This window comes from Desulfallas sp. Bu1-1, from assembly GCF_015594625.1.
Lineage (GTDB): Bacteria > Bacillota > Desulfotomaculia > Desulfotomaculales > Desulfallaceae > JADNRQ01.
The window spans coordinates 1-21,357 of the sequence record NZ_JADNRQ010000029.1; the positions used below are offsets into that span (position 1 = coordinate 1).

The window sequence follows — 21,357 nt, forward strand, 5'->3', positions numbered from 1 at the left end:
AATGGCGGGACTCCATGCGCAAGCTGATCAATTTAAATGCGGACATCCTTTGCGAGGGCCACTTTGGGATTTACAAACCGGCGGAAAAAGTCCGGAATTACATTGAGTATTACCTGGATTATCACTCATGATGGGTAAAGGAGGGAAAAATGATCCCAACTATCATGATGATTCACGGTAAAGGGGTATTTTTTGAAAAGATTGAGACTTAAATTGACGCTTATTATCTTTATTGCCACGATTATTACACTGGGTGTGGTATCTTACTTAAATTATGACAGGGCGTCGGAAATCATTTCCTTCTTTCCTTCGGCAGTGTTAAGACTCCCGGGTGTTGCAAGGATTTCAATTATTTTTGTGGCAGCGGTGTAAGGGTCCATTTTTTGATTAGCCACTTTTTCCAATAAAAAACTTACCTGACTTTTGCCGTTAAGGTGTTGACAGATCAATTTCTGCCAATAGCTGCTAATGATGTCCAGAATTTCGGTTATTGCTTTTTCTTTTTGTATGGACAGATAAATGTTATTTTCCTGCAGATAACGGTGGTGCTCGTTTATAGCTTCCAGTAATTCGTTAACTCCTTCCCCCGTCACGGAAGAGGTCATTATGACCGGAGGGCGCCAGGCCTTTTTATGGTACTGCATATCAAGCATCATTTCCGTTTCGGTAGCTACCCTGTCAGCCCCGGGAAGGTCGCATTTGTTTACGGCAAATATATCGGCAATTTCCATTATCCCGGCCTTTATGGTCTGTATTCCGTCCCCTGAATCGGGGGTAAGTACCAGCGTGGTGGTGCTGGCTATGTTCATAATTTCCAACTCCGCCTGGCCCACTCCCACTGTTTCCACGATGATCCAGTCTTTACCGTAGGCGTTAAGCACCTTAACAACATCTTTAGTACTTCTAGCTAGCCCCCCCAGGTTACCTCTAGTTCCCATGCTACGGATATACACACCCTCATCCAAGGCGTGTTCCTGCATGCGGATGCGATCTCCCAACATGGCTCCCCCGCTAAAGGGGCTTGTGGGGTCAACGGCTATTATTCCGACGGTCTCACCCCTCTGCCTGATAGTTTTCACAAGGCGATCTATTAGCGAGCTCTTGCCCGCCCCGGGAGAACCGGTAAATCCTATTATTCTGGCCTTTTTGGTGGTGAAATGTAACTTTTTAATTATTTCTTCCTTTAATGGCGAGTCATTTTCAATTAAAGTGATTAACTTTGCCAGGGAACGCCGGTCTTTTCTTTGAAAATCTTCCAGCAGCCGTTGCAATCTAGTCAGCCCCTTTCCAATGTTTAACAAAAAACTACTAATATACTTCAAAAATGCAAAAAAGATACCAGGGATTAACCGGGTACCTTGGTAGCTAAAAACTATTCCTTTCTAAGGTTATATTTTTGGACCTTTCGGACGAAGGTGGGTTGGCTGATACCCAGTGCCTTGGCGGCCTTATAGGTGTTTTCGTATTTTTGCAGGGCCAATTTTATAATTTTTCGCTCAAGGATTTCCAATCTTTTCTTTAAATCACCCGGATTCTCCGCAATGTGCCGGTCTTCGGTGCATATTTTTTCAGGTAGGTCTTCTGACGTGATCCTGTCGGCGGGTGTGATTAGCACCAGTCTCTCCACCAGGTTTCCCAGTTCTCTGACGTTACCAGGCCACGAGTATTTCATCAGGTGCATCATTGCCGATGGTGAAAAGGACTTATTTAGAGAATATTTCTTATTAAATTTTTCCAGGTAGTGATGTAACAGGGCGGGTATGTCTACAGGACGCTGGCGAAGGGGAGGGATGGTTACCGGGAGTACGTTCAGCCTGTAATAAAGGTCTTTTCTGAACTCTCCTTTGTTAACCATCTGTTCCAGGTTTTTATTGGTTGCCGATATTATCCTTACATCAACCTTTATCGGTTTGGTACCCCCTACCCTTACAAATTCCCTGTCCTGAAGCACCCTTAACAGCTTGGCCTGCATAGGCAGGTAGAGGTCTCCTATTTCATCGAGAAAAAGAGTGCCTTTGTCTGCCAGCTCAAAAACTCCGGGTTTTCCTTCACGCCTGGCCCCAGTGAAGGCGCCCTTTTCATACCCGAACAGCTCGGATTCCAGTAGCTGTTCGGGTATGGCGGCGCAGTTCAGCTTTATGAAGGTACCGGTGTTTTTTCTGTGACTGTATTCGTGTATCATCTGGGCCACCAGTTCTTTACCCACGCCAGACTCTCCATGGATGAAGACAGTGGTGTCTACCTGGGAAAAACGGTATGCCAGCTCAATAACATCCTTCATTTCCTTGCTTTCGGCAACCATCAGTTTTTGCTTGTTTTGGTTGAACTGGAACTGTGAGTATAACTGCTTTGTTCGCTCCAGCTCTTCCTTGAGCTTGTTGAGCTGGGTAACGTCACGCACATTGGTGACTATTTTTTCTATTTCGCCTTTTTCGTTGAAAACAGGGGTGCCTGTAACTATGCATTCCCTGCCGTTATAGAAATACTGCATCATTGTTATCCTTTTCTTTTGAAGCAGAACCTGTAAAACAACAGAATCGTTTATTATGTTCTTTTCTTTAAGAGTTCTAACATCTGTGCCTATTATATCTTCCTCTTCCAAGCCGGTTAAGCTTTTTATGGCTGCGTTGGCCCTCAGCCCCACTCCGTTTTTGTCAAATACGCATATCCCATCGGAGCAGGAATTGATGATGGTCTCTAGTTCGATGTTTAGCTTTTTGACCTTTTCAAGCTCGTCATAAACCCCGCAGGAACAATTGGGATCAAACATATGTCCAGCACCACCCTGATTATCAATATTGAATTGTAATACAAAAATGAATCATCAAAATTTTCAGAAGTAACTACGCATATTGATACAAAAATGAATTACCATTGTGTGATTTAAACATATGCTTCCATTCAATAGTATATAACGCGGCTGGCACAGATTTTGAATTAAATTTATTATAAAATATTTTGACAATTGTGAAAAGGGGGGGTCGCCTTGACCCTAGAAGAATGGCTCGATAAGGTTGAAAAGGACAAAGTCAGGTGGACCGGCGAATGCCTGAACAAAAAGCCGGTGGGACCAGCCTTTACAGAATCGGGAATGCCCGTAGAGGTGCTGTACACGCCGGCTGACCTTAAAACATCCAACTATTTTAAAGACATCGGCAATCCTGGAGAGTATCCCTTTACCAGAGGGGTGTATCCCTCCATGTACCGGGGGAACATTTGGTCTATCCGTCAGTACGCCGGGTATTCTACGGCAGAGGAATCCAACAGGCGCTACAAATTCCTACTGGAAAACGGGCAGACGGGACTGAGCGTAGCCTTTGACCTGCCCACCCAGTTGGGGCTGGACTCGGACGACCCTTCTATAATCGAGGAGGAGGTGGGAAGGGTCGGTGTGGCACTGGACAGCCTTCAGGATATGGAGATGCTGTTCGAAGATATACCCCTGGACAGAATTACCACCTCTTTTACCATTAACGCCCCCACTGTGGTTATACTGGCCATGTACATCGCTGCCGGGGAAAAGCAGGGGGTACCCATGCAGAAGCTTAAAGGGACCCTGCAGAACGACATTTTGAAGGAGTATCTTGCCAGAGGAACGTATATATTCCCCCCTAGGCCTTCTTTAAAACTGACTACGGATGTTATAGAGTTTTGTAGCAGGAATGTGCCCAAGTTCAACCCAATCAGCATTTCCGGTTACCATGTGCGGGAGGCCGGGGCCAACGCCTACCAGGAGGTGGCCTACGCCCTCTCGGAGGCCAAAACCTATGTCGATGAGGTATTGAAGCGGGGGCTGCATGTGGATGAATTCGCGCCCCGCCTTAGCTTTATCTTCTCCAGTGGCATGGATCTTTTCGAAGAGGTGGCTAAGCACAGGGCCTGCAGGAGACTGTGGGCCAGGATAATGAGAGACGAGTATAATTCCCGGGACCCGCAGTCCCAGAGGATGAGATTTTTTGCTGGTTGCAACGGAACAACGCTGACTGCCAAGGAGCCGCTGAACAATATCATTAGGACCACTATCGAGTGTCTGGCTACGATTTTAGGCGGAGCCCAGTCCTGCCACGTGATGTCCTTTGACGAGGCTTATGCCATTCCTACCGAGGAATCCGCCAGGGTGGCCTTACGCACTCAGCAAATCATAGCCTTTGAAAGCGGGGTGACCAACTCTGTTGACCCTCTGGGTGGTTCCTACTACGTTGAATTCCTCACCAACAAGGTGGAAGAAAAAGCTAGGGAAGAGATGGGGTGGGTTGAGGAAAACGGAGGCATGGTCGCCTGCGTGGAGAAAGGTCTAATACACAACAAAATCGCTAGGCAGGCATACGAAAAGGAGAAAAAGATTAGAAGCGGTGAAAAGGTTGTAGTGGGACTTAACAAATTCGTGGCCGATGACTGCTGCGATACCAAGGGCGCCGGGAAAGGTCCCGAAATGAACCTGCACAAGGCTGACCCCGAAGTGTACAGCAGGCAGGTTAAGAGGCTGAAAAGCATAAAAAGAAACCGTGATAATTCCCTGGTAAAGGAAACACTAGGGAATCTTGAGAAGGCTGCCCGAAAAGACATTGAAAACCTAATGCCTTACGTAATTGACGCGGTTAAGGCATATGCCACCATAGGAGAGATAACTGGGGTCTTAAGGGAAGTTTACGGAACCTTCAAATGCCCTACGGGCATTTAGTAACCCGTTACGTCAAAGGGGGAATAATCGATGGACGAAAAAAAAATAAAGGTTCTTGTGGGGAAGCCCGGCCTGGACGGACATGATCGGGGAGCCAAGGTGGTTGCCATGGCTCTGAAGGATGCAGGTATGGAGGTAATATACACCGGGCTGCACCAGTCTCCCGAACAGCTGGTACGAGCCGCCATCGATGAGGACGTGGACGTCCTGGGCTTAAGCGTGCTATCCGGTATTCACATCGGGGCCAGTAAAAGAGTGATTGACATTATGAAAAAGGAAGGCGTCAAGGATGATATAATCCTGCTGGTAGGCGGGACCATACCTACAAAAGAAGATGTTGATAAGCTCAAATCTATGGGCGTTGACGGTGTTTTTCCCACTGACAGTTCCTTTGAAGATATAGTGGACTTTATTAAGGATGTAGTTAAAAGAAAACGGGAAAAAACGCTAGCTGAATCTAGGAGCCTTTAAGGGTGCAGGAGGTGATATGCTTGCATCCGGATGATTATCCCGCCTCTTCGAGCCAGGAGGTTATGGGGTCACTGGCGAGGGCCTTGTACGAAAAGGGTGGGCCTGAGATTTTAAAAATTATTGAATCAGTCTTCAGAAGACTTGGCCAGGTACAAGGTGATACGATGAAGAAGAAGTTGGTCTGCGGGGACTTCGTTTCAGCGGTGAAGGGCTTTTTCGGACCGGCATTGAAAAGCTCCCCGCCCAGGGCCGAGTTTGTGGAGCTTACTGAACACAGGCTGGTTTTAAAGGCTTTTACCTGTAGGATGGGTATTCAGGGGGTCGGGGGTGATCTCTGCCGGGCCATAATGGAGCTGGACAGGGAAATGATAGGTCAGATGGCCGGCCAGGAAGTGGAAATGCGTATTGACAAATCCCTGGCGGCCGGTGATAACTACTGTCTTATTGAATTCAAAACAATTGCAAAGAAGGATGGTCTATGAGCTTTACTGCTGAGATTGCCGAATTTATCGCTGGAATCAGGTATGAGGCACTGGACGAGGAAATGGTGGAAAAAAGCAAGGAGGCGTTCCTTGACTGGCTGGGTGTGACTCTGGCGGCATTAAATGAGGAAGCCGGACGTATTATAGTCGATTTCGTCGGGTATAACGGCGGGGGAGGGCGGGCCCCAGTTATCGGTACGGCGGTCAAAACATCGGCTCCTGATGCGGCGCTTGCCATGGGCACTCTTTCCCACGCCCTGGATTTTGACGACATATACTGGCCTATGATTGGCCACCCCAGTGTTACCATTTTTCCCGCCATATTTGCCCTTGGAGGGGAAATAGGGGTAAGCGGGAAAAAGGCCATAGAAGCCTTTGTAGCCGGCTTCGAGGTGGAGGCGATAATCGGATCGACTACCAGCGAGTATCACTACCACCGCGGTTGGCATACTACCGGCACCATAGGGCCACTGGGATCGGCTGCGGCCTGCGCCAAGCTATTGGACCTCAGCAAGGCCCAGATAAGAAATGCTCTGGGCATTGCGACTTCCTATGCTTCAGGTTTGCGCCAGAATTTTGGTACCATGACTAAACCACTGCACGCAGGCAACGCCGCACGAGGGGGGGTGACTGCGGCGCTCCTGGCAAAAAACGGGTTTACAGCTGATGAAAGCATATTAGAATCCGAGCTGGGATTTGCCAATGTTTTCTGCGGAAAAGGGGAGCACCGGTTGTATCCTTCAGGTCTTCCGGAAAAGCCCGGCAAGGGGTGGGCTCTTTTGCATCCAGGCCGTACGGTCAAGAAATACCCCTGCTGTGGGGCGATCTCCGCATCCATCGACAATATGCTGGATATCCGTCGGGAACACGGGGTGAGCCCAGCTGAAATCGAACAGGTGGATTGTCTGGTCAGCCCAAAGGTAACCGGGATACTTATAAGGAGCAGGCCGGTAACCGGCCTGGAGGGAAAATTCAGCATGCAGTACTGTCTGGCCGTGGCGGCCCTGGACGGGGTGGTGGGCTTAAAGCAGTTCAGCGATGAGCGGGTGGCCCGCGCAGACGTGCAGGACCTCCTTAAAAAGGTTAATATACTTGGGCATGAGACTTTTGAAAGACTCGGCCAGTCATTGGTAAGGGTAAAGACCGGGAGGGGAGTGTTTGAAAAACAGTCTGAATATGCCAAAGGTACCCCGGAAAACCCCATATCATATCAGGAATTGAAAGATAAGTTTATGATGTGCGCGGACGGCATAATAACTCCTGAGTTTGCAGTAATGCTGGAACAAATGGTATCCAGGCTGGACCGGCTGGATAACATTAAAGTGCTGATCGAATTAGCCTGTCAAAGGCCGGATTGAGGTGAGAAAGTGCTAGAAGAAAGGATACGCTGTCGCAAGCTATTGGAGAAATTAGCGACTCCCGAGGTGGCGACCGCCTCGGTAAAGAGTGGCATGAACATAGCCTCTGCCGGAGAATTTATAAGGGGTTGCCCTTCGGCCTTTTTCAAATGCCTGGCGGAAAGGGCCAAAAGTGGGCAGGTGGGCAATCTAAACCTCTGGTCAGCTTCCCTTTTCGGGCACGATGTGGAGGGTATCCTGGCAGAGGCCGGGGCTCTCAGCAGGAGGCTGGGATCCCACGGCGACCCGACACTGCGTAAAATGATTAATACTGGAAGTGTCCAATGCAACGACATCCGCACCGAGATGCTACCCTACCATGTAAGGTGCGGCACTTTCGGCAGCCTTGACCTGGCCGTTGTGGACGCTGTGTCCATAACCGAAGAAGGGTTTATTGTGCCGTCGCACGTCCCGGTGGACATAAGTAGTTACGTGGAGGCGGCACGGCAGGTGATAGTGGAAATAGACTGTTCCCTACCCTTGGAAATCGAGGGTATGTACGACCACTACCTGCCCGCACTGGGACCGTACATGGGGGAAATACCCCTGTACAGGGTGGAACAACGGATAGGAACTCCATATATACCTGTGCAAAAGGAGAAAATCAGTCATATAGTTGTTTCAGAACTTACCAAGCAAGGGGCCAGGAGTGTCGGCACCGATGAGAGAAGCAGCAGGCTGGCTGAACATCTGATAGACTTTTTACAAAAAGAAGTGCGGGAGGGGAGGCTCCCCCCAAATCTGTACCCTATTGAAATAGGTCTTGGTAATATCGCCGATGCCATTATGAAAAACCTAGCATGCTCGGACTTCAGGGACATTGAAGTGTTCAGCGCGGTAATAGGTGACGGCGTCATTGATTTGATAGAAGCTGGTAGGTGCAGGGCGGCAACCGGCACCGGCCTAATGGTTTCGGACAACGGCTGGGAAAAGTTCTGCCGAAACATCAACGAATTTAAAAAGTTCTTAGTAATGAGGCCTTGCGAGATTACAAACCACCCGGAACTAATCCGCAGGCTTAGGGTTATAGCCATAAACGGCGCCATAGAAGTGGATATATACGGGCATGTCAACTCCAGCCATGTGGGCGGGGTCAGCCTGGTCAACGGAATAGGTGGGTCGGCCACTTTTGCCGCCAACGCACACCTGTCGATATTCGCACTGCTGTCAACAGGTAAAGGGGGGGATATTTCTTCAATCGTTCCCATGGTCAGCCATGTGGACCACTCTGAGCACTGTGTAGACGTGGTTGTTACCGACATGGGGCTGGCCGACCTGCGTGGGCTTTCGCCTGTGGAAAGGGCGGAAAAAATCATCCGGAACTGCGCTCATCCGGACTTCAGGCCTCTTTTAAATGATTATCTTGAAAGGTCAAGGAGGGAGGCGGGGGGGCATGAGCCGCACGTTCTGTGGGAGGCATTTTCTTTTCACCAAAGACTCAAACAGCAAAAAACAATGAAGATATAGGATTCTAAAAGATGTTTTCGGTAACTTTGCTGGGGGGGGGATTTAATTTGTCGCCACTGGATGGACTTAAGGTGCTGGACTTTACACAGGCTGCCGCTGGCCCTTTTTGTGGAATGCTTTTGGGCCAGATGGGGGCCGACGTAATCAAAATTGAGCCGTTCCAGGGGGATCACTTTCGCCCTTTCATGGGTGGGGCGTGGTCTTCTTCCATAAACATCAATAAAAGGAGCCTATCCATAAACCTGAAAGAACCCGAAGGAAGAGATGTCATATTGAAAATGGCAACTAATGCTGATGTGTTTATAGAGGCCTTTGTTCCCGGAACCATGGAAAGGCTGGGGCTGGGATACGCCGATGTTAGCGCAGTGAACCCTGGGATAATTTACTGCTCCATATCGGGCTATGGTCAGACCGGCCCCTACCGGGTCCGCTCCGGCTACGACGTTTCGGCCCAGTGCGAGTCAGGTCTAATGGCGGCCACCGGTGAAGAAGGCCGCCCCTACGTGCGCATAGCCTCGTCATTAATAGACTACGGCACCGGCATGTACGCCGCTTTCGGCATTTCCATGGCCCTGAGGCACCGGGAAAAGACCGGGGAGGGCCAACATATCGATGTATCCCTGCTGGACACAGCCGTATCATGGATGAATTACTGGATCACCAACTATTCCCTTACGGGGGAAAACCCGCCACGAATAGGTTCAGGGCACCTTTTTGCCGCTCCCTACCAGGTATTTGAAGCGGCAGATAAACCTTTATTTATCGGTGTATCAACTGACAGGTTCTGGAAAAAATTTTGCAATATAATGAAATTAAATGATCTTGGTTCTGACCCCCGTTTTATGACCAATTCAGACAGGACTAAAAACAGGGCTCATTTAGTGCCCCTGGTGCAGGAAGAAATAAAAAAATACCCCAGAGCCTGGCTTCTGGAGAAACTGGGTGGGGAGGGGATACCCTGCGCACCGGTTCTCACGGTGGGTGAGCTCATGGAAGACCGGCACGTCCTGGAACGGAAAATGATTATCGATATAAATGACCCTGCTCTGGGGCCGGTTAAGGTGATTAATGTACCTATACGCTTGTCTAAGACACCTGGTAGTGTAAGGACGCCGTCGCCCACGGTCGGGCAGCATACCACGGAAGTTTTGCAGGAAGTAGGCTTCAGCCCTCAGGAAATTGAAAGGCTGATAAAAAACAAGGTGGTTTTGCAAGGGTAAAACGAAATGAATTAATTATATCTGGGAGGTGTTGGAATGTAACCAAAAAGCTCAAGATGAATTGTCCTGGTAAGTAAATTTAAAGGAGGCCGGGAGATGTTTAAAATTAAGAATATTGTTGCAATACTGTCAATTCTGATACTGGTACTGATCGTTGGTGTCGGCTGCGTGGATAGTAAAAAAGAAGCTGGGGACAGCAAAAAAGGAGCCGGAGAAAGTAAGCAGGGAGAGAAAATTAAAGTCAAGATGGTGGGAACTCTGCCGGTGGGGCACCATCTTACCGATGCCATGACTGTATTTAAGAAGTATGTGGAAGAACAGTCTGGCGGGAGGGTGGAAGTGGAGTTGTATCCCGCCCAGCAGCTATACAATGACAAGGACCTGGTTACAGTCCTGCCCAAGGGTGCTGTGGACATGGCCATAGCAAACCTGGATATGTGGACGGGGGTGGTGCCTTCGGTAGGGTTGTTCTACATGCCCTCCTTATTCCAGGATGAAGAACATTTCTTCCGGGTTGCCCATGGAGAGGCGGGGGAAATGGTGAAAAAGCAGATGGAGGAAAAAGCCAACTGCAAGTTCCTTGGTTGGATCGACTACGGCACTGCGGATATGATTTTCAAGGACCCTGTGGTCAAGTTGGAGGATTTTAAAGGCAAGAGGATGAGAGCTTACGGCCAGATAATCTCCTATTATGAAGAAGCCCTGGGGGCCGCTCCCACGATGATGAGCTCAGGAGAGGTATACCAGGCCCTGCAGAAAGGAATGCTGGACGGGGCTATGTCCGGGCTGACCAGCTTCAACTCCCGCAAGTGGTATGAGGTTGCCAAGCATGTGCCAGATGTTTCCGTGGCGCCGGTGGTCCCCTTTGCTACCCTGGCCAACATAAACTTCTGGAACTCCCTGCCGGACGACCTGAAGAAGATTTTTATGGAGGGGGCCGCGGAAGTGGAGAAGTTTACCAGGGAGGCTGAGAAGAAAGACACCATGGAATCCCGCAAGGTTCTGGAAAACAATGGCGTTATCTTCGACAAAATTACCCCGGAGGAGCTTGAGCGCTGGCGTAAGGCTACAGTTCCAATAATGATGGAAAAGTTTAGTGAGAATTACGACAAAGAAAAAGCCAAGAAGATGTTTGAGTGCGTGGAAGCGCTGCGTAAGTAAGGCCTTGCCCTGGGGGCGGCTTTTAAAAAGCCCGTCCCCAGGACCGGGTTATATATCTGAATGAAGGTAGGGGGCTGCCGATGAATAATTTGGCTATTAAAAAGCTCGCAAACAAGAATATTTTTACCACATCCGTCGATTCTCTTTCTGCTGTGGCCGGTAGTGTTGCCGGATATGCCATGCTGTTTGTGGCATTTATCATGGTTTACGAGATTATTGCGCGAATTTTTTTTACACCTACCTTATGGGTGAATGAAATAAGCTGTTATATACTTGTATGGTTCGGCTTTCTGGCTTCGGCTTACGGATTGAAAGAGGGCAGCCACATCAACGTAGATATACTGGTGTATAGAATGAGCCCCAGGATCAGAAACGCCTTTGAAATTGTGGGTTTTACCTTTTGCTTAGGCTACAGCTTGCTCCTGCTGGTATATTCCTGGGATATGTTTAGCGACGGGTTTACCATGAACGAGCGGTCCTCAACCGTTTTGATGTTCCCAATGTACCTTGTCTACCTCGGTTTGGTGATTGGAAGCGCTCTTCTTATGATGCAGTCCCTGAAAATGCTCATAAACAGGATTAGTCTGGCTGTCGGCGGTACTCTGGAAACCGGCAAGGGACTGCTTAACAATGTATGGGTTATTATTCCGGTATTTATTTTACTTCTGGCGGCAGGCTTAGGTATTTACCAGGTGAGCCCCGGCCTTAGCATAGTAATTACCCTGGTGGTGTTTCTGCTGGCCGGTATTCCCGTATTTACCTGCCTCGGCCTGGTGGGGTCCCTGGGGCTGTTTTTACTGATGGGGGCGGACATGGGGCTTTCCCAGATAGGCATGGTGAGTGTTAAGTCCCTGGATAGCTTCACCCTTTTGGCCATACCTTTGTATATTTTGGCTGGGCAGATACTGATGGCTGGTGGGATCGGCAAAGAGCTTTTTATGTTTTGTTCCCGTTGGATCGGACATCTGTCGGGAGGGACTATGGCGGCTACCATAGCCGCCTGCGCCATATTTGCGGCCATATCTGGTTCCAGTGTGGCCACCGCTGCCACCATAGGAATAATCGCCATCCCTGAGATATTAAAAAGGAATTATGAGCGGACCCATGCATACGGGGTGGTGGCTGCCGGGGGGACCTTGGGAATACTCATTCCACCCAGCGCCTCCATGATTATTTACAGTAGCATCACCGGTGAGTCTACCGGGGCGCTGTTTATGGGCGGCTTGATTCCGGGATTTATGCTGGCGCTAATGTTTATTGTGTTTGCAGTAGCGATTTGTTTAAAGAGCGGCCATTACAAAAAAGAGGAGCCGTGCGGCCTGTCTGAAAGACTGGGGTCGTTTAAAGAAGCTATCTGGGCTCTACTGGCCCCGGTGATAATTATCGGGGGAATATACACGGGCATTTTCACTCCTACTGAAGCTGCTGCGGTTACGGTGATTTATGCCTTGGCGGTTTCGTTGCTGAGGGGGAAGATCAAGCTTAATGATCTAGGCCAGGTTATGTCCGGAGGAACATGTAGCAGCACCATGATATTGATGATCGTGGTGGGCGCCATGATACTGGGAACAGTGGTCACCTTCCTGCAAATACCCCAAAACGTTTGTAATTTTGTAGGTAATCTTTCGATACCGGTGTGGTTGATAATTGTACTGCTAAGCATCACCTTCATGATCCTGGGCATGTTCTTGGAGGTTGTTTCCATACTTTTAATTACTATGCCCATAGTATACCCCTTAATCACAAATCTGGGCATTAATGGTCTATGGTTCGGGGTGTATATAACGCTGCTGATGGAGATGGCGATGATCACGCCTCCGGTGGGCCTAAACTTGTACGTGATTCAAGGGGTGGCCCGGGCTCCCATTGAGGACGTGATTAAAGGAGCGTGGCCATATATGGTTTTGTTACTATTTGGACTGTTTATTCTTGCGCTTTTCCCGGGACTGGCATTGTGGTTGCCGGGGACGATGGGCTTAGGGGGCCGTTGATAACCAATAAAAAGGTGGCACGGTATGGGTGATTTAATAATTAAAGAAAACAGGGGACCGGTTTGTACACTGATCATTAACAGGCCGGAACGCCGTAACGCTCTAAACTACGAGGCTTTATTGCGCCTGGGCGGGGCTCTTGAGGATCTAAGGGAGCGGTCCAAGGTGCTTGTCATTAGGGGTGCCGGGGAAAAGGCTTTTTGTTCTGGGGGTGACCTGAAGGAAGTAGCAAGCGCCGAGGAATTTAAAAAATTCATAGAATCCCTGGAATATTTCCAGAGCAGCCTGATCAACTACCCCTTTCCGGTTATCGCCATGATCTTCGGCTGTGCGGTGGGGGCCGGGCTGGACCTGGCGGCCATGTGCGACATCCGACTGGCGGCTGAAAATGCCTTCTTTAGTGTGAATGCGGTGAGGATCGGCAGGGTGTATCACCACACGTCAGCCATTCGATTAATCAGTCTTGTAGGGTACGGGCCGGCTTCAGAAATGTTGCTTACAGGCTGTAAAATTGATGCTGCCCGGGCAGAAAAAATTGGTTTGGTCAGTCAGGTCTTTCCCGTTGACCTTTTGGAGGAAAAAGTCATGGAAATGGCATTGGAGATGGCTCGTTGCAATCATCCCGGGGCAGTGAGGAACACCAAGGAAATGCTTATAAAGCTAAAAAATATAAAGAGAACTTGTAAAACAGGCTTTCGGAGGCCTGGCACCGGGAAAAACAAAGCAATTACATTTGCGGGAGGTTTGGATAATGTTTAAAAAGATACTCCTTCCCGTTGACGGTTCGTTAGGTTCTTCCCTGGCTGTGGAGTACTGTCTGGAACTGTTGCAGAATATCAGCGCCCATAAAGTAACACTGATGAACATTACCGAAATGCCCAGCCAGCTTCAGTCCTATTCCGGTAAGATGGGAAGGGTCTATAATCAAATAAAAGAACAGCTTGAAGTACACGGGGAGGAAATACTTAGAAAAGAAGCGGCAAGGTTTACTGAAAAAAAACTGCCCGTGATCGTAGAGACAAAGCTTGTATGGGGAGACCCCCCCTATTCCATTGTTAGGGAAGCCAGGGAAGGCGGGTATGATTTAATAATAATGGGTAGCCGGGGGCTAAGCGGGCTGGAAAGCTTCCTTCTAGGAAGCATCAGCAACCACGTGGTCCAGCACGCTGAGTGTACTGTGATAATAGTGAAAAAGAAAAGTAAATGCTTGAAAGGGAGTGTTTGATAACATGGAAGAAAAGGTAAAGGTAAGTGTTAGCGGCAGCATTGCCACCATAACCATAAACAACCCGTCCAAAAGAAATGCCCTGGATTTTGATATATTAAAGCAACTCCGGAAAATATTCGACAAACTGGAGGCCGACCCGGGCTTGCGGGTTGTGGTAATGAGAGGGGAGGGGGAAAAGGCCTTTTGCGCGGGCTTCAGCATAGATAGAATAGATACCGACGGAGCGGCCCAGAATTTTTTGGAAGAGACATTTAGTCATATCAGGAAATCCAGGCTTCCGGTTATAGCCATGCACAACGGCATCGTGGTGGGGGCCGGGCTGGACTTGAGTCTTAACTGCGATATAAGGGTAGCTGCAGATGATGTTAGATACGGTATAACACCGGCCAAAATAGGGGTGGTCTATCACCGGGAGGGCATCAAAAGGCTGGCCGAGGCTGTGGGTGTGACGGTGGCTAAGGAACTCCTTTATACCGGAAAGTTGATAAGCGCCAAAAGGGCTCTGGAAATAGGCCTGGTCAACCTGGTGGTGGCAAGGGATGAACTGGAAAGCACTGTAGAGGGTATGGCCGCTGAAATATGCGAAAACGCTCCCTTGTCTGTTTCTGGTACCAAGAAAATATTGAACGCCATTTTGGATTTCGATCCCTTTACCGAAGAACAGAGCAATTATTTTGAAAGACTGTCTCTAGAAGCGTTCAGGAGCCGGGATCATGCCGAGGGCCAGAAAGCCTTTTTGGAAAAACGCAAGCCTGTGTTCCAGGGGATTTAGAGAAACCCCTTAATAACATTCCGGAGGAAGCTTATGAACAGCAATAGTGTCAACGTATCGACAGGTAATTACCGTTGGGTGATACTGGCCCTGCTTACCCTAGCTCAGTTGGTAATGTCTATGGGAGCATATTCTTGGGGGCCTCTGGCCCCTTTTTTGCGGGCCGAGTTTGACGCTACCCGGGCTCAGATAGGGGCAATTGTCTCGGTGCTGTATTTTGCCTCGGTGGTTATTGCCATTCCTTCTGGGGTGGCGGTGGATAAATGGGGTTCCCGGCTTATGTTGGTTATCGCCCTGGCTTCCATGGGAGTGGCTTTTGCCGCAATGGCGACCATAAAGGTTTTTGTGGCCTTTTGGGTGATGGCGGCGATAGCCGGAATAGGATACGGTATGATCAACCAGATATCCACCAAAGGATTAATGTTGTGGTTTGACTCCGGGGGCAGGGCCACTGCCATGGGTATAAAGCAGACTGGTGTCACCTTTGGGGGGGCACTGGGGGCAGTCGTGCTTCCGGCCATTTCCGGGAAGTTTGGCTGGAGGTGGGCGGTGGTGCTTACCGGCGTTTTAATGTTGGCTGTGGCCCTATCGGTGGTCCTAGGTTACCGGGATAGCCCACAGAGGGTTTCATCCCCCGCCGTAGGCGCATCAGGTCCGGGCACTAAGGGACCGGACTGGCGCAGTATTCTGTCCGGCCCGGGGTCTAAGTCGGATTTACTGATCCTCTCGGTTGTTGCCATGCTGCTGGCCTTTTCCCAGACATCGATAACATCTTTTCTGGTATTGTTTCTGGAAGAGGACCTAGGTTTTTCCATGAGGGCCGCCGGTGCCTGCCTGACGGTTTTAATGCTGGCCGGGGCTACGGGAAGGATAGCTTGGGGGTTAATCAGCGACCGTTTTTTCGGGGGAAACAGAAAAATACCCATGATTATACTTTGCTTTTTAGCATTCGCCTGTGGTCTGGGTCTGGCTTTTTTATCCGGTGATTCCGCCGTATCGCTGGTATACTGCCTAAGTGCGATGGTGGGATTTACATTCATGGGGTGGAACGCTCTGTTTATAACACTGGGAGCCGAGATAGCCGGCCCCGAACTGGCGGGCTCGGTTACCGGGTTTACCCTGGCGGTGTGCTGGGCCGGAATAATTATCGGGCCGCCTCTGTTTGGTGCAGTGGCGGACAATTTTGGATACTTCTGGGATTGGATTATTCTGTCGGTTTTCGCTTTGGTTGGCGCAGGGGCATTTATATATTCAGCAATGCGGTCACCCACTGTAACCCCTACCGGTGAAACAGCACGGCTGTGTAAGTAAATCATAGAAAGTTTTTAGAAAAAAGACCTCCTATACGAGGTAAGGTAGTGGTCAATCGATGTATTAGGCTGCTTTTATATATTTATAGTAGGTGATTTCGGAAACAGTTAATATTTTTAGTCAACAAATGGGTATGCAAGAAAGCAACTCAATGAACACCTATAGATTTACAACTTTAAGCAAAAACCCTAGCAGTGGATTACGAATTATAAGAAATTGCTGCCAGTTTTTGCCAGTTCCAGTTGTTTTTTCCGCAGCATTTCATAGCATTCTGCCGGTGCCAGGTAAAAATACGGTACACTTAATTCTGAAAAAGGGCAGCTGCAAACCAATAAAAGCAACTTTTTCTCAACAGAGCACAAAACCATATTACAAGAAAACGAACATAGGTTCTTACCCACCGGTTTACAAGGGATGAGGAAATATCGTGCCGCCGGGCTACGATGGATCCATTGCCCGGTTCCATTGCTTCTTTGAATAATTGCATTTCATGGGGGTTTAGGGAAAAGGATGTTTTATAAAACTTTTTGTCTAAAAAATGGTTGAAAAATAGCATTAGACAATATATAATATCAAATATCAAAAATCAAATATCAAAAATCAAAAAAATTTTTAAATCTAAAAAGGCGGGAGGATTATGAATAGCGAAGGCCTGAAGGGTTTTCTTGATAAAAATGGGGGTCTGCTTAAGACTGGTACGACAGCCGGAGCAATCAACAAAATTCTCGAGGAGGCGATTATTAAAGGGGTATTAAAGGCCGGGGAAAACCTGCCGGTAGAGGAAATCAGCGCGCTGTTCGGCGTAAGCAGCATGCCGGTCCGGGAGGCGATCAGGGAACTAGCCGCCAAAGGTTTGGTGAACGTAATTCCTTATAAGGGGGCAAGGGTTGCCGAAGTTTCGGTTAAGGAATTTAAAGACCTGGCGGATGTGAGGCTGGAGATAGAGAAAATTGCCCTGCGCCGGGCTATTCCTATGAAAAAAGAAAGACTGGAACTGTTGAAAAAAATTATTGACCAGATGAAAGATATTGATAATGATCGTGAATTCGGATTTGAGCTTAATGATGCGTTTCATCTGGAACTGTACGCAGAAGTTGAAAATAAAGTTCTTATTGATTTATTAAAAGATATACGAGTCAAGATGAACCGGTATCTCAGGCTTTTTACCTCATCCTTAAGCTCTATGGACCATATTGCCAGGGAGCATAAGCTGATCCTGGACGGATGCGAGGCCGGAGACATTGTTAAAGCGGAAGAAGCTCTGGAGGCGCATATCGGTGGGGTTAAAGACCGCCTTGCGGAGTACTTGAGCTGTATAAATATAAATGAGGATGAATATTTTCAAAAAAGCTAATAAATGGAGTTATTTAAAGAATGGATCCAAAAAAATGAGATAGGATGGATAAATTTCTAAATGAATTCCAAAACCTATTTCATTGTGAAAGGAGAGTTTTTACATGTTGAGTTTGAGTTTGGATGATCAGGTTTTTAAAATTGGCCTGACCGAACGGGTAAAGCAACTTAAAAAGCGGGTTGTCGAGTCAACGCCATGGGCCTCCAGTGAAAGGGCTGTTCTTATTACGAGAGCTTACCAGGAAACTGAAGGTCAGCCTATCGTTATCCGTAGGGCCATGGCCCTCAAGAAAATTCTTGAGGAGATGAGCATAAATATAGCCGACGGTGAGCTGATAGTCGGCAACCAGGGAACGAAACCCCTTGAGTGCCTGTTGTTTCCGGAAATACAGGTCGGTAATCTGGAAAAAGAATTGGACACAATGGATACCCGCCCCTGGGATCCCGTAAAAATTAGCGAAGAGGACAAGGAAATTTTAAAGCGTGAGGTATTCCCCTATTGGAAAGGCAAATCTACTGACGAACTGGTTTACAGCAAAACCCGCAGGCTTCAGGGATTATCTAACCTGCTCTATTTGAATCCTGACGAGTACCCTATCATTGGCACGGGCATTGTTGACCACTCGCTGCAAGCTTCCATGGGTGCGGGCCATTCGGTGTTTTCTACCAAGGTTCTCACCATGGGCCTGGAAGGTATTAAGGAAGAGGTGCAAAAGTATCTCCGGGCATTAAAACTGACCGATAGCGGGGCAATTGAAAAGAAAGAACTTTACGAAGCCATGTTGATAACAATTGATGCGGTGATTGCCCACGCCAACCGGTATGCCGACCTGGCGTTGGAGCTCAGTGAAAAAGCTGATTCAGTTACGAGGCGTGAGGAACTTATTAAGATCGCTGAGACATGCCGCCGGGTTCCCGCCAAGCCCGCCCGGAGTTTCCCGGAAGCCCTGCAGGCCTTCTGGTTTATTTTGATGGTCATACGCATCGAGTCTGGTGGCGTGGGGGACTCGGCGGGCCGGTTTGATCAGTGGGCTTACCCGTACTTTAAAAAGGACCTGGATGAGGGTAAGTTGACTCTAGCCGAGGCGTTAGAGTATATCCAGTGTTTATGGGTCAAATTCAGCGAGATTAATTATTGGAAGAAGGAGGCTGTCGCCAGATTTCATGTTGGATTGAGGCCACAGCACCTCTGCACTGGCGGCCAGACAGAAGATGGCCTCGACGCTACTAATGACCTGTCGCTGTTGTGCCTGCAGGCGTCAATAGACGTCGGCCTGCAAAACCCCGCCATCCGGGTTCGCCTCCATAAAAACAGCCCTGAAGAGTACCTAATTAAAATAGCGGAACTGGTGGCAAGCGGTATGGGGCACCCGTCAATTTTTAACGATGATGTCTGCATAAAGCAACTGATGGCCAAAGGTGTGCCCCTGCAGGAAGCCAGGGACTATACCCTGGTAGGGTGTCCCGCGGTTCAGTTACCCTGTAAGGAACCCGGCTTTTCTTATGGCGGACTTATGAACCTGGCCGCGGCCTTGGAACTCGCCCTAAATAACGGCTTCTGGAAAAAGGGGAATCGCCAGGTCGGCCCACAGACAGGAGATCCCCGCAGTTTCTCAACATTTGAAGATCTTATGAAGGCTTTAAAGCAACAGGTTGAATACATGATAGAGGGCTGGCAGACGGCTAACCTGATTGTCGAAGAGGTACACGCAAAGCTTTTGCCCACACCTTTTCATTCCACATTAATCGAAAACTGCATTGAAAAAGGTCTTGATAAGACCAGAGGCGGAGCCAAGTATAACTTCAATCCTTACATTTCGGTGGTTGGCTTCGCTGACACGGTAGACTCCCTGGTGGCCATTAAAAAATTAATATATGAGGATAAAGAATTGACCTGGGAAGAATTGTTGTCCGCCCTTGATGAAAACTTCTCGGGTAAGGAGATACTTCGCCAGAGGATATTGAACCTGCCCAAATATGGCAATGACGATGACCTGGCTGATTCAATAGCCCGCGAGGTAGGGGCGCTCGTGGCAAAGGTAGTGAGGGCTTATCCCAATAATATGAGAGGGGCGGACGGAGCTTCTGGGATATCTATTATATCATTGGGGGCCAACGTGTCTTTCGGCAAGGTGGTGGGAGCTTTACCTAACGGTCGTCTGGACGGCATGCCTTTAGCTGATGCCAGTTCACCGGTTCATGGCTGTGATCGCAACGGACCAACAGCGATATTAAAATCTGCTTCCAAACTTGACCATGTCCTTCACGGTGAACCATCTATTCTCAATCTATGGTTTACGCCTTCGGCTTTAGAAGATCCGCAAAAACTTGTTGCCTTGCTGCGCGGATTTACAGACTTGGGTGTAAGCCACGTCCAGATGAATGCCGTATCACGGGAGACCCTGCTTGACGCACAGGCTCACCCTGAAAATTACCGCACATTGCTTGTTCGGGTATCGGGTTATAACGCCTATTTCACCGAACTAGACAAGGAAATACAGGATGATATCATCGACAGAACACCGTATGCGGCATTCTGATCACCCTCAATGCAGGTTCTAGTAACCCTCTGCAAAGGGCACAGAGGGAGGGCAGGAGTCTTCGTCCTCCCCCCCCTCTGCCTTGTTTTGCAGCGTGGTTAAATCTTCGTTGGTTGGTGGTGTAGATATGGATGATTACCAAGGGGAGTTCTCATATGAATATTATGAATGTTGAGGGTTTGGTTTTAAACATACAAAGGTTTTCGATACATGACGGCCCGGGCATTCGTAGCCTGGTATTTTTAAAAGGCTGTCCTCTAAGGTGTCAATGGTGCTGTAATCCCGAATCCCAAAACCCCTATGTGGAAATGCTTTTTCAGGCCAACAAATGTATTGCGTGCGGCCAGTGCGTTAAAGCCTGCCCAATCGGGGCGATTGGATCGTTACCTGGTTTGGAGGTAGACCGTAAGTTATGTAATAACTGTGGCGATTGTGCATCTGTATGCCCCAGTGGCGCCCGCAACATGGCTGGCAGAAAAATGACGGTTTCCCAGGTGATTTCAGAACTCAATAAAGATTCCGTATTTTTCAAATACGGTAGCGGAGGGCTGACTGTAAGCGGCGGGGAGCCTTTTTTACAGCCGGCTTTTACAACAGCTCTTTTAAAGGCTGCCAAAGGACGGGGCTTCAATACCGCCATTGAAACATGCGGTTACTGTGACCGGGAGATTTTACGGGACTGCCTGGATATCCTAGACGAGATTTATATCGATCTCAAGTGTATGGACGCTTTTAAGCACCAAAGACTTACCGGCGTTAAAAATGAAACTATCCTGTCAAATATAAGTTATATTTCCGGGCTGTCGCCGAATCATCGGTTTTCACTAATAATTCGCATGCCCCTGATCCCGGGCCTGAATGATTCCGAGAAGGATATAGATGAAGCTGCGGAGTTCCTTGGCGGTTTGAAAATTTCCCGGGTTGAGCTATTGCCTTACCACCGGTTTGGCGTTGGTAAATATAGGCAGTTGAATAGGGAATACAGTCTTGAACAAATCCCGGTACCGCCGAAAGAAAGCATGGAACATATAGCCCAGAAATTCAAGTCACTGGGCCTCAATTGTCAAGTCGGGGGCAAGTAACAAGGATGAGGCCTACGATAACTGGCGAGTACAAGACATCTTAGCCGTACTGGCGGAAAAATTTTCGGAAAAGTTTAATTTGGTAGTCAGCAGGTGAAAGTGGCAGGGTGACTTTCAACAAACTAATTAAAAGAACAGGGGGTGGATTGTGGGTTAGACCGCCCAGGGTGATAAATTTAAAAAAGGCAGTTAGTAAGTGCT

General features: G+C 48.5%; 17 protein-coding genes. 15 read left to right on the forward strand and 2 right to left on the reverse strand.

Annotated elements, in window-relative coordinates; translation table 11 throughout:
• Positions 1-272 precede the first annotated feature (272 nt).
• Positions 273-1,271 carry a methylmalonyl Co-A mutase-associated GTPase MeaB gene (gene meaB, locus IT084_RS16285; RefSeq protein ID WP_243277038.1) on the reverse strand — a complete coding sequence of 333 codons (999 nt, stop codon included), beginning with the start codon at positions 1,269-1,271 and terminating at the stop codon, positions 273-275.
• 101 nt (positions 1,272-1,372) lie between these two features.
• Positions 1,373-2,770 (reverse strand): sigma-54-dependent Fis family transcriptional regulator, encoded by a 1,398-nt coding sequence (locus IT084_RS16290; protein ID WP_195713947.1) that lies wholly within the window; start codon positions 2,768-2,770, stop codon positions 1,373-1,375.
• A gap of 216 nt (positions 2,771-2,986) precedes the next feature.
• Here IT084_RS16290 and IT084_RS16295 point away from each other — a divergent pair, with 216 nt between their 5' ends.
• From IT084_RS16295 to IT084_RS16365, 15 genes are all read left to right on the forward strand, one after another.
• Positions 2,987-4,681 (forward strand): methylmalonyl-CoA mutase, encoded by a 1,695-nt coding sequence (locus tag IT084_RS16295; RefSeq protein ID WP_195713948.1) that lies wholly within the window; start codon positions 2,987-2,989, stop codon positions 4,679-4,681.
• Positions 4,682-4,711: 30 nt separating this feature from the next.
• Positions 4,712-5,152 carry a cobalamin B12-binding domain-containing protein gene (locus IT084_RS16300; protein ID WP_195713949.1) on the forward strand — a complete coding sequence of 147 codons (441 nt, stop codon included), beginning with the start codon at positions 4,712-4,714 and terminating at the stop codon, positions 5,150-5,152.
• 20 nt (positions 5,153-5,172) lie between these two features.
• Complete coding sequence (locus tag IT084_RS16305; protein WP_195713950.1) at positions 5,173-5,634, forward strand: hypothetical protein; 462 nt, start codon at positions 5,173-5,175, stop codon at positions 5,632-5,634.
• Positions 5,631-6,992: an MmgE/PrpD family protein gene (locus IT084_RS16310; protein ID WP_195713951.1), complete on the forward strand. Its 1,362-nt coding sequence runs from the start codon at positions 5,631-5,633 to the stop codon at positions 6,990-6,992. Before IT084_RS16305 ends, IT084_RS16310 begins: the two co-directional genes overlap by 4 nt.
• 9 nt (positions 6,993-7,001) lie before the next feature.
• Positions 7,002-8,498, forward strand: a complete 1,497-nt coding sequence (locus IT084_RS16315; RefSeq protein ID WP_195713952.1) for an acetyl-CoA hydrolase/transferase C-terminal domain-containing protein — start codon at positions 7,002-7,004, stop codon at positions 8,496-8,498.
• Between the two features lie 47 nt (positions 8,499-8,545).
• On the forward strand, positions 8,546-9,718 hold the full coding sequence (locus IT084_RS16320; RefSeq protein WP_195713953.1) for a CaiB/BaiF CoA-transferase family protein: 1,173 nt from the start codon (positions 8,546-8,548) through the stop codon (positions 9,716-9,718).
• A 96-nt stretch (positions 9,719-9,814) separates the two neighbouring features.
• A complete protein-coding gene (locus IT084_RS16325; RefSeq protein WP_195713954.1) occupies positions 9,815-10,879 on the forward strand; it encodes a TRAP transporter substrate-binding protein in 1,065 nt (354 codons plus the stop codon).
• Between the two features lie 80 nt (positions 10,880-10,959).
• The gene (locus IT084_RS16330; RefSeq protein WP_195713955.1) at positions 10,960-12,870 is read left to right on the forward strand and encodes a TRAP transporter large permease subunit; all 1,911 of its coding nucleotides are present in this window, start codon (positions 10,960-10,962) and stop codon (positions 12,868-12,870) included.
• A 24-nt stretch (positions 12,871-12,894) separates the two neighbouring features.
• Positions 12,895-13,629 (forward strand): enoyl-CoA hydratase/isomerase family protein, encoded by a 735-nt coding sequence (locus tag IT084_RS16335; RefSeq protein WP_195713956.1) that lies wholly within the window; start codon positions 12,895-12,897, stop codon positions 13,627-13,629.
• Positions 13,622-14,095: a universal stress protein gene (locus tag IT084_RS16340; RefSeq protein ID WP_195713957.1), complete on the forward strand. Its 474-nt coding sequence runs from the start codon at positions 13,622-13,624 to the stop codon at positions 14,093-14,095. Before IT084_RS16335 ends, IT084_RS16340 begins: the two co-directional genes overlap by 8 nt.
• Positions 14,096-14,099: 4 nt before the next feature.
• Complete coding sequence (locus IT084_RS16345) at positions 14,100-14,870, forward strand: enoyl-CoA hydratase/isomerase family protein (protein ID WP_195713958.1); 771 nt, start codon at positions 14,100-14,102, stop codon at positions 14,868-14,870.
• Positions 14,871-14,903: 33 nt separating this feature from the next.
• Positions 14,904-16,181, forward strand: a complete 1,278-nt coding sequence (locus IT084_RS16350) for an MFS transporter (RefSeq protein WP_195713959.1) — start codon at positions 14,904-14,906, stop codon at positions 16,179-16,181.
• Between the two features lie 637 nt (positions 16,182-16,818).
• Positions 16,819-17,535 (forward strand): GntR family transcriptional regulator, encoded by a 717-nt coding sequence (locus IT084_RS16355; protein WP_195713960.1) that lies wholly within the window; start codon positions 16,819-16,821, stop codon positions 17,533-17,535.
• A gap of 103 nt (positions 17,536-17,638) precedes the next feature.
• A complete protein-coding gene (locus IT084_RS16360) occupies positions 17,639-20,074 on the forward strand; it encodes a formate C-acetyltransferase/glycerol dehydratase family glycyl radical enzyme (protein ID WP_195713961.1) in 2,436 nt (811 codons plus the stop codon).
• 164 nt (positions 20,075-20,238) lie between these two features.
• Positions 20,239-21,156: a glycyl-radical enzyme activating protein gene (locus tag IT084_RS16365; RefSeq protein ID WP_243277040.1), complete on the forward strand. Its 918-nt coding sequence runs from the start codon at positions 20,239-20,241 to the stop codon at positions 21,154-21,156.
• The last annotated feature ends 201 nt before the right edge of the window (positions 21,157-21,357 follow it).